At 63.9% G+C, this 15378-nt stretch carries 13 protein-coding genes; 5 read left to right on the top strand and 8 right to left on the bottom strand.

The genetic code is table 11. From position 1 onward, the window contains the following. Positions 1-45 precede the first annotated feature (45 nt). Positions 46-1551 carry a type I glutamate--ammonia ligase gene (glnA, locus tag BC1002_RS17665; RefSeq protein ID WP_013091359.1) on the top strand — a complete coding sequence of 502 codons (1506 nt, stop codon included), beginning with the start codon at positions 46-48 and terminating at the stop codon, positions 1549-1551. Positions 1552-1569: 18 nt separating this feature from the next. On the opposite strand, the gene BC1002_RS17670 is transcribed toward glnA, so the two are convergent. Beyond that, positions 1570-3012: an anion permease gene (locus BC1002_RS17670; RefSeq protein WP_041735285.1), complete on the bottom strand. Its 1443-nt coding sequence runs from the start codon at positions 3010-3012 to the stop codon at positions 1570-1572. Between the two features lie 103 nt (positions 3013-3115). Here BC1002_RS17670 and BC1002_RS17675 point away from each other — a divergent pair, with 103 nt between their 5' ends. From BC1002_RS17675 to BC1002_RS17685, 3 genes are read left to right on the top strand one after another with little or no spacing between them, the layout of a single operon-like run. Beyond that, entirely contained in the window at positions 3116-3754 is a 639-nt protein-coding gene (locus BC1002_RS17675) for a 4Fe-4S dicluster domain-containing protein (RefSeq protein WP_013091361.1), read from the top strand. 15 nt (positions 3755-3769) lie between these two features. After that, a complete protein-coding gene (locus BC1002_RS17680) occupies positions 3770-5419 on the top strand; it encodes an FAD-binding protein (RefSeq protein ID WP_013091362.1) in 1650 nt (549 codons plus the stop codon). 20 nt (positions 5420-5439) lie between these two features. Further along, positions 5440-6684, top strand: a complete 1245-nt coding sequence (locus tag BC1002_RS17685; RefSeq protein ID WP_013091363.1) for a complex I 51 kDa subunit family protein — start codon at positions 5440-5442, stop codon at positions 6682-6684. A 22-nt stretch (positions 6685-6706) separates the two neighbouring features. Here BC1002_RS17685 and BC1002_RS17690 read toward each other — a convergent pair whose 3' ends face one another. From BC1002_RS17690 to BC1002_RS17720, 7 genes are all read right to left on the bottom strand, one after another. Further along, the gene (locus BC1002_RS17690) at positions 6707-8515 is read right to left on the bottom strand and encodes an SLC13 family permease (protein ID WP_013091364.1); all 1809 of its coding nucleotides are present in this window, start codon (positions 8513-8515) and stop codon (positions 6707-6709) included. Positions 8516-8599: 84 nt separating this feature from the next. Further along, a complete protein-coding gene (gene ggt / locus BC1002_RS17695; RefSeq protein WP_013091365.1) occupies positions 8600-10261 on the bottom strand; it encodes a gamma-glutamyltransferase in 1662 nt (553 codons plus the stop codon). Between the two features lie 111 nt (positions 10262-10372). Next, positions 10373-10591 carry a hypothetical protein gene (locus BC1002_RS17700; RefSeq protein ID WP_013091366.1) on the bottom strand — a complete coding sequence of 73 codons (219 nt, stop codon included), beginning with the start codon at positions 10589-10591 and terminating at the stop codon, positions 10373-10375. 10 nt (positions 10592-10601) lie between these two features. Continuing rightward, the gene (locus BC1002_RS17705) at positions 10602-12236 is read right to left on the bottom strand and encodes an L-lactate permease (protein WP_013091367.1); all 1635 of its coding nucleotides are present in this window, start codon (positions 12234-12236) and stop codon (positions 10602-10604) included. Between the two features lie 247 nt (positions 12237-12483). Continuing rightward, the gene (locus BC1002_RS17710; protein ID WP_013091368.1) at positions 12484-12834 is read right to left on the bottom strand and encodes a hypothetical protein; all 351 of its coding nucleotides are present in this window, start codon (positions 12832-12834) and stop codon (positions 12484-12486) included. A gap of 99 nt (positions 12835-12933) precedes the next feature. Continuing rightward, the gene (locus BC1002_RS17715) at positions 12934-13572 is read right to left on the bottom strand and encodes a LysE family translocator (protein WP_013091369.1); all 639 of its coding nucleotides are present in this window, start codon (positions 13570-13572) and stop codon (positions 12934-12936) included. Between the two features lie 176 nt (positions 13573-13748). After that, positions 13749-14624 (bottom strand): LysR family transcriptional regulator, encoded by an 876-nt coding sequence (locus tag BC1002_RS17720; protein ID WP_013091370.1) that lies wholly within the window; start codon positions 14622-14624, stop codon positions 13749-13751. Between the two features lie 159 nt (positions 14625-14783). On the opposite strand from BC1002_RS17720, the gene BC1002_RS17725 reads away from it, so the two are divergent. After that, entirely contained in the window at positions 14784-15218 is a 435-nt protein-coding gene (locus BC1002_RS17725) for a VOC family protein (RefSeq protein ID WP_008918388.1), read from the top strand. Positions 15219-15378 lie beyond the last annotated feature (160 nt).

Raw genomic sequence — 15378 nt, forward strand, 5'->3', positions numbered from 1 at the left:
ACTATAAGTAAACCGGCGGTAAAGGGGCGCAAGAGGGCAAAGCTCATGGCCAGTACGCAAGGAAGCACCGGATCGCCGTTTGCGGCGTCCGTCGAAGCGGGCAGCTATCGCGTCGCGCGACCGCAAAACGCAAGCGATGTGATCGATCTGCTGCAAAAGCGCGATATTCAGATCGTCGATCTGAAATTCACCGATTTGCCGGGCCTCTGGCAGCATTTCTCGATCACGCTTCCCGAAGTTCACGACGACCTGTTCAGCGCCGGCATCGGTTTCGACGGTTCATCGATTCGCGGCTTTCAGGAGATCCACGAGTCCGACATGCTGCTGCGGCCCGACCCGGCAACGGCCTTTGTCGACCCGGCTTGCGGTACGCCGACGCTGTCGATCATTTGCGACGTAGTCGATCCAGTGCTGCGACAGCCCTATTCGCGCGATCCGCGCTACGTGGCGAAAAAGGCGGAGAACTACCTGCGGCAGACGGGCATCGCGACGACGTGCTATTTCGGGCCGGAGCTCGAATTCTTCATTTTCGACTCGATCCGCTTCGGCCAGGATCAGCACTGCGGCTACTACTACGTCGAGTCGGCCGAGGGCGACTGGACCACCGGTCGCGACGAGGGCGCATACGGCGGCGGCAACCTTGGCTACAAGCAGCACTATAAGGAAGGCTATTTTCCGGTGCCTCCTCATGACACGCTGCAGGAGCTCCGCTCGGAAATCGCGCTGACGCTTCAGCAGGCCGGCGTGCAGATCGAAGTGCATCATCATGAAGTTGCGACCGCCGGACAAAACGAGATCGACATGCGCTTTGCGACGCTGACTCGCATGGCCGACAACGTGATGATCTACAAGTACATCTGCAAGAACGTCGCGCGTCGGCACGGCAAGGTTGCAACCTTCATGCCGAAGCCGCTGTTCGCCGACAACGCGAGCGGCATGCATTGTCACCAGAGCCTGTGGAATGACGAACAGAACCTCTTTTACGACGCGGGCGGCTGGGCGCTGACTTCCGACATGTGCCGCTGGTACATCGGCGGATTGCTTCAGCACGCGCCCGCGCTGATGGCCTTTTGCGCGCCGACGACGAATTCCTACAAGCGCCTCGTGCCGGGATATGAGGCGCCCGTCAATCTGGCGATGTCGCAGCGCAACCGCTCGGCCGCGGCGCGCATTCCGATGTATTCGGATTCGCCGAACGCGCGGCGCGTCGAGTTTCGCTGTCCGGACCCGTCGGCCAATGCGTATCTTGCTTTCGCGGCGATGCTGATGGCCGGCCTCGACGGCATCGAAAACAAGACCGATCCCGGCGAGCCGCTCGATCGCAACATCTATGATCTGCCGCCCGAAGAAGCGCGCAATATCCGGCAGGTGCCGGGCTCGCTCGAAGCGGCGTTGGCGGCGCTCGAAACGGACAACACGTTTCTGCGCAAAGGCGATGTGTTTACCGACGACGTGATTCAGACCTGGATCGACTACAAGCGCAGCCGCGAGATCGACACGATCAAATTGCGCCCACATCCATGGGAGTTTTACCTTTACTTCGATATCTAGAAGATCAAGTCTCGAACCTCAAAGCAGGATCGGCGCGCAAATCAGAAGAAATACCGCGATATAAATGACGCCAAAAATCAGTCCGAGTCTCCAGAAATCACCCGCAGGCAGATACCCGCTGCCGAAGTACACGGGACTCGGCCCCGTTCCGTACGGCGTCAGGATGCCCATGATCCCCAAAGTCAGCGACAGCATCAGCGCGAACGCTTCCATCGGCATGCCGGGAATAGTCGAGCCCACCGCCAGCATGACCGGCAGCATCGCCGTCGCGTGGGCGGTGACGCTCGCGAACATGTAATGCGTGAAGAAAAAGATCAGCACGAGGACGATCGCCGCCTCCGTCGGGGGAAAGCCTGCCATGTGGGTCGATATCGTCCCGGCGAACCATTTGACGAAGCCAGTCCTGCTGAGCCCGTCGGCGAGGGCGACGAGCGTCGCGAACCACACGAGGGTATTCCACGCCTGCTTGTTGCCGAGCATGTCATCCCAGCTCACCACCTGGGTGACCAGCATCAGCGCGATCACCATCAGCGCGGCGGTCGTGGGATTGACGTAGTCGTCCGCAAAGACCCATAGCGCGAGGGCAATTAGTACCAGCACGGCGAGCATGATTTCCCGTCTGGTGAGCGGCCCCATCTCCTTCAGTTGCTGGGCAGCCCAGGCCGGCACTTCGGCGCTTTGCTTCACATGCGGCGGATACAGCACGTAGGTCAGCAGCGGGATGGCCAGCAGCAGCAAGATGCCCGCGGGCGCGAAGGCCAGAAACCACTGTGCCCATTCGAGATCGACGTCGACCGTTTTCTTGACGAGTTCCGCGGCGAGCAGATTGGGTGCGAGCGCGGTGAGGAACATCGAGCTCGTTACGCAGGTCGTGGCGATAGCGGTCCACATGATGTAGGAACCGATGCGCCGCGCTGACGGATCGTTCGGCTTCGAGTCGTAAAGCGGCGGCAAACTGCGAATCACCGGAAAGATCGTCCCGCCGCTGCGCGCCGTATTCGAAGGGGTAAATGGCGCGATCACGGCGTCCGCCACCATCACCGCATAGCCGAGCGTGAGTGTCCGTCGACCCAGTGCCCGCACCAGCATCAATGCAATGCGCTTGCCGAGCCCGGTCTTCTCGTATCCGAGTGCGAACATGAAGGCGCCGAAGATCAGCCACACGGTGCCATTCGAGAAACCGGAAAGCGCCCAGCTGAGCCCCGCGTTCGCGACATTGAAACCAGGCTTGGCGAGTTGTGCGGGACTGAAGAACACCCACTCGCTGAATACCGCGACCAGCGTCACCGCGATAAGACCGATTGCGGCGCCCGGAATAGGCTCCAGCATCAGCCCGACGATCACACCCGCGAAAATCCCGAAGTAATACCACGCGTGCTGCGCGAGACCGGGGGGCGCGGGAATCAGTCCGATCACGATCGCCACGATCAGAGGAGCGACGGCCTTCCAGAAAGTTTTCATGCCATGCCCCATTCTCATAACCGTCCTTGTGCTAAGGTTTATATGATCTTTTTTGCGCGTTCGCCAGTGAAGTGTTCACGGCATGCAAGGAGAGTGCGAGGCCATGGTTCGCGTGAGTATCGAAGGGCGCGAGATTCAGGCGCCGGACAATTGCTCGATTCTGCAGGCCATGGGGCATGCGGGGCAGACTCTCGTCGAGGGTGTCGGCTGCATGTCCCAAGGCGTGTGCGGCTCGTGCCGTGTAATGGTGCGACGCAGCGGCGAGCAGGAAGTCAAAACCGCGCTCGCCTGCGAGACCCTCGTCGAAGAGGGCATGCAGGTCGCCTTCCTCGATTACTTCACCGAATCGGAACGTCACCTGTATCGAATGGAAGAGATCGGCGACAGCTGGCAGGCGCTCAGCAAGATCGCCGAGATCTTCCCCGAAGCGGCGCATTGCCGTCATTGCAGCGGCTGTGACCGCGCCTGTCCGAAGGGGCTGGACGTGCAGCGAGGCGTGAACCTGGCGGTCGAGGGCAATCTGCCCGCATCGAGCCAGGTGTTCGACGAATGCGTGATGTGCAACCTGTGCACACTCGCATGCCCCGAGCATATCCGGCCCAACCATCTGGGTGTGTTCGTGCGCCGGATGATCGCGTCGCTTTCGCTGCGTCCGGCCAATCTGATGCGACGGCTGCAGCAGATCGAGAGCGGCGAGATGAAGATCGACTTCGATGCGCCTGGCGCGCAACCGCCGCGCTGACCGGAGCGAATCATCATGTCCGCCGGCATACCCTACGAAAACGCGCGGCAGCGCTACCGCCCCGGGATGGCGGCCACGCTTCGCGCCGACGACGTCCCGGTCGATGAACTGCTGAAGGCTTATCACCCCGATCATGGGCCGCATGCGCGCGTCACGCTCAGTGTCGGGATCAATCGCGGCGAGCCGTGTCAGCCCGATCTCGCGCGCCATCTACAGGCTAACGCGCTGATCGATGATGTCGATATCGCCGGCGCGCAGCTAATGACGACCGATGTGCTGGTGATCGGCGGCGGCGGTGGCGGCTGCGCCGCGGCGCTCACGGCGGCGAAGCAGGGCGCGCGGGTGATCCTCGCCACCAAGCTGCGTCTCGGCGACAGCAATACGGTGATGGCCGAAGGCGGAATCCAGGCGGCCATCGGCGAAGACGACAGCCCGCAACTGCACTTCGAGGACACGCTTCGCGCCGGACACTTCTGCGGCGAGCCCGAACTCGTGGCCCAGATGGTGATGGACGGCCCCGATGTGATTCGCTGGCTGATCCAGCTCGGCATGATGTTCGATCTGGAAGAGGACCAGCCGATCGGCGGCAATCTGATGCGCAAGAAACCCGGGGGCGCGTCGGCGGCGCGCATTCTGTCGTATCGGGACTATACCGGCCTCGAAATGATGCGCGTGCTGCGCGAGGCGGTGGACCTCGACCCGGGTATCGAGTTGTGGAACCGCTGCCCTCTGGTCGAGCTGCTGTCCGACGAGCGCGGCGGCTGCGCCGGCGCGGTGATCTACAACCTCGAATGGCGTACCTTCGTGCTGGTGCGTGCGCGTGCCGTGATCCTCGCCACTGGCGGCGCGGGGCGACTCCACCTGAATTCGTTTCCAACCTCGAACCACTACGGCGCCACCGCCGATGGCCTCGTGCTCGCCTATCGGATCGGCGCGCGCCTGCGCGAGCTCGACTCATTCCAGTACCATCCGACCGGCATCGCCTACCCGCACCATCTGGCGGGCGGCCTGATTTCCGAGGCGGCGCGCTCCGCCGGCGCGAGACTGCTGAACGGCGAAGGCGAACGTTTCGTCGATGAACTCAAGCCGCGCGACGTGGTCGCGTCGGCGATTCTGCGCGAGTGCGCACAAGGTCGCGGGATCGAGCGCGACGGCCAGGTCGGCGTGTTCCTCGATACGCCGACACTCGAAATCGAGCATCCGGGCATTCTGGCCAAACGCCTCGTCACGCTTCGCCATCTCGCAGACAAGTGCGGCATCGATGCGGCGCAGGAGCCTTTCCTCGTTTATCCCACGCTCCACTACCAGAACGGCGGCGTCGCCATCGACAAAGACGGCGCCACCAACGTCCCCGGCCTTTTCTGTGTCGGCGAGGTGACGGGCGGCATCCACGGCCGCAACCGCTTGATGGGCAATGCGTTGCTCGACATTTTGAGCATGGGCCGCCGTGCCGGCGCGAAGGCCGCGCAATCCAAAGAGTGGGTCATGGCGAGCCGTGCGGGAATCGGTCACGTGCACGCTTGGCAGAGAGAGCTGACGCTGGCGGGACTGCCGCTTCACGTGAAGGCGCCGCAGCTCTTTCCCACCTATGCTCATTTCGATCTGCGAGTCGATGCGGGATTGCGCGCGAGCGCGCGGGGTCGCGTGATCGGCGGCATCCGGTGACGCGAACCACGGAGCACGCGATGCAAACGCTGAATCAGTGCTTGATGAGGGACGATTTCCGTGTCGGCGCCGACCTCGATGCATGGTTCGCGCGCGGCGGCGGCGAGGGACTCGCCAAAGCGCTCGACGACCCGGAGGCGATCATCGCCGAGCTCGCCCAGGCCGACTTGCGTGGCATGGGCGGCGCTGGCTTCCCCGCGCATCGAAAGTGGGCGCCGGTTGCGGCCGCCCCTGACGGCGACAAGTACGTCGTTTGCAATGGCAACGAAGACGAACCGGGCACCTTCAAGGATCGCTTTCTGCTCGAACACACACCGCATCAGGTGATCGAGGGCGCGCTGATCGCCGCGGTGGCGACGCGGGCCAACCATGTCGTCTTGTACGTGAATCCGCATCAGACAAGCTCTCTCGCCGCGACTCGCGAGGCGGTCGAGCAGTGGTCGGGACACCCGCAATTCGCCGCTGTCGAGCGTTGGATCGGTGCGCCGCTGTCGCTCGGTGTCGTGCCCAGCTCGGGCTTGTACATCGGCGGAGAGGAGACGGCGGTGATCGCCAGCGTCGAAGGCGGCTTTCCGTTTCCGCGGCGCAAACCGCCTTTCCCGGCCGAGCAGGGTGTGCACGGCGCCCCGACCATCGTCAACAACGTCGAGACGCTCGCCCACGTGCCCGGGATTCTGCGCCACGGCGCGCAGTGGTATCGCGAGCTCGGAGTGGGGAATGCGGCCGGAACCAAGCTCTATTCTCTTTCCGGTGACGTGCTGCGTCCCGGTCTGTACGAGCTGCCGATGGGCACGAGCCTCGAAACGCTGGTGTTCCAGCACGGCGGCGGCATGCTGCAGGGCAAGGAGTTCAAGGCGGTCTTCACGGGCGGCCCATCGAACACGCTATTGACGAAGCGCGATCTCGACGTGGCGCTGGATTTCGACTCGGTGCGTCAACGCCGTTCGCGTCTGGGGACGGGCGCGATGATCGTGGTGTCGGAAGGCACCAGCATCGTGCGCAAGGTCGCGGACTACGTGAACTTCTTCGCTCAGGGTTCGTGCGGGCAGTGCCCGCCTTGCAAGGGCGGAACGTTTCAGATGATGCGGCTTCTGAACCGGCTCGACACGGGCCGCGGCGTGCGTGCCGATCTGGATGCACTGGAGAACCTGTGCCGCGTTCTTCCCGGCAGCGGGCGTTGCGGTTTGATCGACGGCGCGGTGACGGTGGTGGAGAGTTCCATCGATCAGTTCCGCGCGGAATATGAAGCGCTGTTGATGGCGTAGGGCAGCGCGGCCGGTATGGCGGCTAGAAGGGCCAATACAACGGCGCAATGAACACGACCACCGCCATCGACCACAGCACGATCAGCAGGCCGATCTTCCAGTAGTCGCCGAACTCATACGCGCCCGGGCCATACGTGACGAGGTTGACCGGCGTGCTCATCGGCGTCATGTGCGCAGCGCCTGCACCGAGCGCCACCGCGACCAGGAACGGCGTCGCCGACACGCCGAGTTCCTGCGCGGTGGCTACCGCGATCGGCACCGTCACGAGCGCCGCCGAGTTGTTCGAGATCACCTGGGTCAGCACCGCGGCCACGAAGAAGAGTCCCGCCAGCACCGCGCGCGGACCGCCCGAGCCGACCGCCTGGATCACGAAATCGCCGATCTGATACGCGAGCCCGGTATTCGACATCGCGGTGGCGAGAGGAATCAGCGCACCGACCAGCACGCAGGTATTCCAGTCGATCGTGTACAGCTGGTTCAGTGTGATCACGCGCGTCAATACCATCGCGGTCACGCAAATCAGCGTCGCCACCGCGGGCGGTACCGCGTTCGTCGCGAGCAGGATGACCAGCACCGCGAGGATCGCGAGCGCCTCGCGCGCGCCGCGACCCAGCGCGATGGTCTGGCGCCGTACCATCTGCGGAGAATCGACCATCAGTATCTGCGGGTCGGAGAAGTGCTTGTCGAGCGCTTCCCATGTTCCCCTGAACAGCAGATGGTCGCCCGCGAGCAGCGTGGTCGACGGCTCGGGCACGTTATTGCCGCCGCGCTGTATCGCGAGCACGATCAGATCGCCTTCGTGCGTCGCCATGCCCGGAAACACGGTTTGTCCGATCAGCCCCGAACGCGGCGGTATCACGACTTCGGCGAGACCCGACGAGCGATTGAACAGCGCATTCGTGACCGCCTGCGCTTCGGAGAGCGGCTCGCGAATCGCGAGATGCAAGTCGTTCGCGAGCCGCGCGACGCCTTGCGCGTCGCCGCGCACCAGCAGATGGTGGCCCTCGCTCGCTTCCTTCTGCGCGAGTTCGGCGCCTTCATCGTCGGTCAGGCCGAGCACGCTGATACCGGGGTATTGCGACAGATCGATGCTGTCGAGCGTCTTGCCGATCAACGGCGAGCCCGCGCGCACGCGCAGCCGGAACACGCCGTCCGCGAGCCGGTATTGCTCGACCAGCGTGTGCGCGTGCTGGCTGAAATCGGCCGGCAGCGAATTCGAGCTGCGCCTGGGCAACAACACCGGGCCGAGTATCAGAATGATCGCAAGGGTGCCGGCGAACAACGGCAGACCCACGATCGACCATTCGAAGAAGCGGATCGGCGCGCCACCGAGCGTATCGGCCGCGCTCGATGCGATCACGTTGACCGGACTGCCGAGCAACGTGAGCTTCGCGCCGGTCAGGCACGCGATCGACACGGGCATCATCAGTTGCGACGGCGCGAGCTGGGTCTGCACGCAGATGATGACCGCGATCGGCAGCATCGCGACGACGGCGCCGTTCATGCCGATCAGCGCAGTGGATACCGCGGACAGGATCAGCAGCGACGCGATCAGTCGCTTGCGGCTGCTGCCCGAATGGCGAATCAGCCACTGTCCCGCCCATGTGCCGACACCGGTCGTTTCGAGGCCAATGCCGATGCCGAGCAGCGCTGCGATGAACACGATCAGCGGATAGCCGAAGCCGCTCAACGCCTCGCGCATCGTCAGAACGCCGGTCAGATATAGCGCGATCAGCGACATCACCGCAACGACGGCGGCCGGCACCTTGTTCCAGATGAACAGCGCCATCGTCATGGCGAGGACCAGCGAGGTCACGGTCATCGGGTTCATCTGCTTTCCCGTCGTATGGTGCCGCGCTGCGCGAGCGCGGCACCCCACCTGCCGGCCGTTTGCGGGAGCCGATACCGGTCCCCCTCAGTACCCGAGCGCGGCGCCGTCGCCGCGTGGATCGGCGCCGCCTTCGTAGAAGCCCTGTTGCCGATCCAAAGCGATCGCGTGCGCATGCCCCATGTTGTCGTTCCAGTCGGTGACCATCTGCACCGGCTGGCCGCGGCGCTTCAATTCGCGCACGACTTCGTCGGAGATGCGCCCCTCGAGCGACATGTTGCGCGACTTGGTGCCCCACGTGCGTCCCATCAGCCAGCGCGGCGCCTCGATCGCCTGCTGCACGTCGTAGCCGAAGTCGACGATGCGGGTCACGAGCGCGGCCTGGGTTTGCGGCTGACCTTCGCCGCCCATCGAGCCGAAGGCGAGGCAAGGCCTGCCGTCGCGGGTCATCAGTGCCGGAATCAGCGTGTGGAAAGTGCGCTTGCCCGGTTGCAGGCAATTCGGGTGATGCTCGTCGAGCGAGAAGAACGCGCCGCGGTTCTGCATGATGATGCCGGTGTCCCCGCCGAGCACGCCGCTGCCGAAGTCGTGATAGATGGACTGGATCAGCGACACCACCATGCCGTCGTTGTCGGCCGCGCAGAAGTAGCAGGTGTCGCCGTCCGGCGCGCGGCGGTCGTGCGGATACTGATAGGCGATGCCGGGCGGGACCGTCGAGATGTCGAGCGCGCGTTCGGGGTCGAGCAGCTTGCGGCGTTCGTCGCAGTACGCCTTCGTGATCAGCTGGTCGACCGGAATCGTCACGAAGCGCGGGTCCGTCAACCACTCTTCGCGATCCGCGAACGCGATCTTCACCGCTTCGGCGAGGTGGTGATAGTAGTCCGCGGTGCCTTCGCCCCATGCAGTCACGTCGTAGCCTTCGATCAGGTTCAGGATCTGCAAGGGCGTAAAGCCCTGCGTGTTCGGCGGTAGCTCGTAGACCGTATGATCGCGATACGTGGTGCTGATCGGCGTGACCCATTCCGCGCGGTACGCGGCGAAGTCGACCGGTTGCAGCGGTGAGCCGGCGGCCACGACGCCGGCGCAGATCCGCGCCGCGAGATCGCCTTCGTAGAAGCCGGCGCGCGGGCCCTGATCGGCGAGTTGCTGCAACGATCGCGACAGCGCGGTTTGCACGAGCTTCTCGCCGTCGGCCGGCACGCGGCCGCCCGGCATGAAGATCGCGGCCGTGTCCGGATAACGCGTAAGGATCGGCACGTCCTGCGCGGTCCAGTCCGCGAGCGAGCGGGAGACCGGCACGCCGTCGCGTGCATAGCCGATCGCCGCCGCAAACAGTTCCGCCCAGGCGAGGCGCCCGAAGCGCTCGTGGGCGAGACGCCAGCCGTCGATCGCGCCCGGCACGGTCAGCACCGCCTGCGGGCCGCGCGCCGCGATTTCGTTGTCGGTGGCGATGCCGCGATAGTGGGCGAGCGTCGCGCCTTGCGCCGCAGGTCCGCTCGCATTGATCGCGTGAATCTGTTCGCTGTTGCCGTCGGCGATCAGCCAGAAGCCGTCGCCGCCGAGCCCGGCCATGTGCGGATAGGCGACGCACAGCACCGCGTTCGCGGCGATCGCGGCATCGACCGCGGTTCCACCGCGTTGCAGCATCTCGACACCGGCCTGACTGGCCAGATAGTGCGGCGTCGCGACCATGCCATGCGGCGCGCGCGTGGGCGGGCGACCGGTGCGAGGCCCATTGGGATGACTCATGGTGAAAAGCTCCCTGAGAACGAGCCGCCACAGCGGTCCCGGCGCGTGGCGATTGCCGGGAGCGTTCGACGGCAAAGTACCTGCTGCGAAGGAACGGGCGCGCCGCGTCGATCAGGAAGCCCGATCGTCGAACTCGACGCCCGCGTCTCTCACCTTGTCGTTCGAGTGATCCATGAACCGCGTGATGATCGGCAACGCTCCTCCGGCGATCACGCAGAGCAGCCCCAGCCCCAACAGCAGCATGTTGCCGGTGACCGAGCCCCTGCTGGTGAGCGGAAAACCCGCGAACATCAGAAGCAGCGCCAGGGTTTCCGCAACGAGCTTGTCCATGCGAGTCACCTCACGCGAATATCACGAGGAGGATCGTGCCGATGCCGGTCAGGATGGCGACGACGACCGTCCACGGAAGGGCCAGCTTCATCACCGCGCCCTCCTGTCCCTTGATGCCGCTGATGCTGGTGCCCAGCACGATATTGGCCGGGCCGATCGCGTTGCCATACGCGCTGCCCGCTGCCTGCGCGGCGATGATCGCTTCGGTCGGCAGCGAATGCAGTTGCGCGACGTCGCTCTGCAGGCCGCCGAACAGTACGTTGGACGCGGTGCTGCTCGACGTCATGAACGCGCCCAATGCGCCGATCACGCTCGCGATGCCCGCATAGACGAGCGGCGGCGACACATCGGCGATGCCGTGCGCGAGCACCTGGGTCTGGCCGCTATGGTCGAGCACCCGGCTCGTGACGAGAAAAGCGATGACCGGCAGCGATGCGGGCACGCCGTCGACGATCAGCGAGCGACCCAGATTCTCGCCGCCATGGCGCGATTGCCATGCACCGTAGAAGCCGTTCACGCGGTACACGATCCACACGACGATCGCGGAGATCAGCAACATCGTCCCCGGGTGGGTGAACGGCGAGAACGGCGCATAACGCGCGACGGCCGCGTTTCGCACGCCAAATCCCGTGCTCACTTCGGGAAACGGCAGGCCGATGCGGAATTGCCGCAGCGCATCGTTCAATGGGCCAATCAGCAGAATGCCCAAGGTAACGACCGTCAGCACGACATACGGCAGAAATGCCATGCCGAGACTCATCACCGGCTCTTCGGTTTCGTTCTGCATGCCGACGGCGGCGGGGTCCATCGCGGGACGATCCGGGACCTCGGCTGCGGGAACCGGCTCCCTGAATCGACGCCAGCGCGACAGCGGATACAGGGCGACCATCGCAACGGTTGCGGCGAGGAACGTCGAGAGTTCAGGGCTCAGGTACGCGAAGATCAACTGGCCGAAGCCGAGGATCGTGCCGAGGATCAGGACCAGCGGCCATCCATGACGCACCGCTGCCCAGCGCCCGTATAGCCACACGATCAGCAGGCCACCGAAGTACGTCGGAATAAGCAGCAGCACACACGATTCGAAAGCGGCGCGTCCCACGTCCTGAATGTCGGCTACCTGCAACGTCGCGAGCCAGCCGACGCCGAGGGTGCCGAAGAAGCGCGCCCATGCGTGCGCGATGATCGAGATGGCGGCGGCATGGACCGGTCTTACACCGATCGCGAGTAAAAGCGGGGCGACGACTGCAATCGGCGCGCCGAAACCGGCGATGCCTTGAAGAAAAGATGAAAACACCCAGCCGAGACCGAGAATGACGAATAAATCATTTCGACTGAAACGGGAAATGCCGTGTCGAAGCGCATCGTAGCCGCCGGCCTGTTTGGTGATCTGATAAAGCAGAAGCGCCGGCCACATTACATAGAGAATGAATATGGCGTCCCATACGCCTTTGCCGCTGGCGACGGCCAAAGTCGTGATCGGAGTGCGGAATGCGAATACGGCGATCAGGCCGGCGACGAACATCGCGCCAGGTCCCGCCTCGGGCGCCCGCCAACGCAGCGGCACGAGAAATACAAGCAAGGCAATGATGGAAAGTGTTGCCAGAATCCAGTGAATCAGATCGACCGGAAGAGTTATTTCATTCATCACGCTCCCTCTCGCAGTTGATACGCCTCGAATGCTGTGAGGGGGCACTATTCTGTATGGCCCGAACTAATAATAGTTCGTTTTCTTAATGCCGCAAGTCGACGGCAAAAGCACCAATTTATTGCGCTGCGGAAATTATTATTGGGTAATCGCGGCGGAATTCCATCTGCGACGACGATGCGCCGGATTTGAATAAACGATAACTAACGTTTTTAAATCGTCGTGGCGGAGGCGATCGTTTCGCGGTTCAATCGTCGACGAAATAATGACCGATGAAAAAACAGCCAGCCGCGAGCGCAGCGCCCAGCGCCGCGACCGTATAGGCAAGCCTGACACCGTGCCACAAGCTATCGAACCATTGATGCAACTGCGCCATCAGCACTGCCGCATTGCCGCCGATTTGCTGCAGCTCGATCTGATAGCGCGGATGGACCATGCTGTACATCGCGACCGCACTATCGGGCGGCGGCACGCTGAGGTAGATGAGCGCCGCGACGATCAGGCTGACGACCAGGATCGCCGCGCCGAAGAGATAGAGCCGCTTTTGCAGCGGCGAGCGTCGGGTGGAGGAAGGTGCGTCGTGTTCGTTGCCGTTCATCGTTGCGTGGGTGGATGCGCTAGCAGCCGTCGTTGATGGAGCCGAGCCGCCAGTATCGCAGAGCGCGGCCTCGCGGCGGCCGCGGGCGCCCAGGCCACGCTAGTTCTTCGACGTCAACAGCTTGATACCGGCAATCCCGAACATCACGGCGAGCGAGCCATCGAGCCAGCGCCGGATCGCCGTATAAACGCGCCGCGCGGATGCCGTCGAAAACAGCATCGCGTAGCTGCTGAACACCGTTGCGCCGATCACCATGCAGCCCAGTACGACAGGCATCACGTGCGCGGCGCCGTGTACCGGCGACATCGCGAGCGACACGATCGACAGCCACACGAGCACCGCTTTCGGGTTCGTCAGATGCAGCAAAAGGCCACGCAGATAGAGCCGCCCGAGCGGTTCGTCGACGCGCGCCGCACTCGCGGCCGGCTTGCCGGCGCTCAACGCCGAGCGCGCGGACTTGTAGCCGAGCCACAACAGATACAGCCCGCCCGCGATCCGGATCGCCACGAGGCATTCCGAGTAGGTGGCGAGCACCGCCGACAGCCCGAGCGACGCGAGCAGGGCCCACGAGAACGAGCCCGACACCACTCCAAGCGCGAACACCAGCGCCGCGCGCCGGCCCGCGCTCATCGCGAGCGACATGATCGCGAGATTGCTCGGCCCTGGGCTCGCGGTGCCGACGAAATAGGCGCTGTAGGCGATCAGGACATCGGCGGTGAGCACAGGGCTGGCGATCATGGAGGGCAAAGGTAAGGGCGGGGCGCGTGTTGGGCCATGCAATGCAACGCGCCACACGGCCGGTTGAATGAAGCAACCATTCTGAGGGCCGTCGCGCGCAGCTCACAGATACAGTTGCGCGTAAGTAGGGCAGCACACTCGATTCGAAGCCGCATTGAACTCGGCGTGCCAGGCGCTCAACCGTCCGCTGCGCTCGCAATACACTCCGCCAACGCATCGGCGACCACCGGCCGGCTATGCCGCGGCCGCAGCACGAGCCCGATCTCACGCTCGAAGGTCGCATCGCCGAGTTCGAGTGCCACTACGCTCGCCGGCCATTTGCCGAGTCCGGCCGTATTCGGAATCAGCGCGACACCCATGCCGCGCGCGACCAGTTGCACGATCGCCTGCAATTCGTCGAGCTCGACCGCATCGCGCACGCTGAGGCGCGCGCGCCGCAGAAAACGATCGACGAGCCGGCCGCCGAACGATGCGCGGTCATAGCGGATGAACGGCTCGCTGCGCAGCAGTTCGCGCCACGAGCGGCCGCCGCGCGCAAGCTTTTTCGGCGCGAGCAGCACGAACGGTTCGGCGACCAGCGTGCGCCATTCGAGCTCCGACGGCAGCGCGAACGGCGGCTTGATGATGACGGCCAGATCGAGCTCGCCCGCGTCGACCTGGCCGAGCAGCCCCAGCGACACGCCCGGCACCACGCGAATCCGCCAGCCGGGACGGTCGTCGCGAAAGCGCGCGAGCGCGTCGGCCAGCAGCGATACCTGCGCGGACGCGATCGCGCCGACCCGCAGCATGCCGCTTTCGGCAGCACCCCCGCTGCGCTCGGAGAGCCGCGCGTATAGCGTCATCATTTCCTCGGCGAGCGGGAGCGTTTCGCGGCCCGCCTCGTTGAGCGTCGCCGAGCGGCCGGTGCGGTCGAACAGCGGGAAGCCGAGTTCCTGCTCGAGCCGCTGCATCTGCGCGCTGACCGCCGATTGCGTGAGCCCGATGCGCGCGCCCGCGCCCGAAAACGTGCCGTACTGGCTGACGGCGATGAAGGTTTTCAACTCGCTGAGCATGATCGATCAATCGATTTTGGTGATGGTCAGCTCAAATATATATCGTTTCTCAGCATTTTTATTCATGGTTAAACTTTGCTGCATCTGAGCCGATTGCCGGTCGTGCGAGTCGTGCCAGTCGTAAGCCATCCTCACACCCACCCAGCGAGACTTCCTATCATGAGCGTTGCCGAAACCGCTTTGCCGCCGTTCCATCTGGCGTTTCCTGTTCATAGCCTCGCCGCCGCGCGCGAGTTTTACGGCGAATTGCTCGGCTGCCCGGAAGGGCGCAGTTCGGACGCGTGGGTCGATTTCAATTTCTACGGTCATCAGATCGTTGCGCATCTGGCGCCGGACGAAGTCGGTCACCGTCATACCAGCGCGGTCGACGGCGACGCGGTGCCGGTGCGCCACTTCGGCGCGGTGCTGTCGATGGAGCAATGGCAGGCCGCCGCGGACAAACTGCAGAAGGCCGGCATCGAATTCATCATCGAGCCGCATGTGCGCTTCAAGGGCGAGGTCGGCGAGCAGGCGACGATGTTCTTCCTCGATCCGTCGGGCAATGCGCTCGAATTCAAGGCGTTCGCCGATATGTCGTCACTGTTCGCCAAATAAGCGTCGGGGCGTTGACGCCAGCGCACGGATAGCTGCAAATGACAAGGCCGGTCGACCATTCAGCTTGACCGGCCTTTTTCTGTGTTGCGAATAAAACTGAAAGCATGTTTCACAATATTTCGAACGAAAACCGTGCTGCGAATCAGCAAACGTTCCAATA

The sequence above is a fragment of the Paraburkholderia atlantica genome, assembly GCF_000092885.1.
Lineage (GTDB): Bacteria > Pseudomonadota > Gammaproteobacteria > Burkholderiales > Burkholderiaceae > Paraburkholderia > Paraburkholderia atlantica.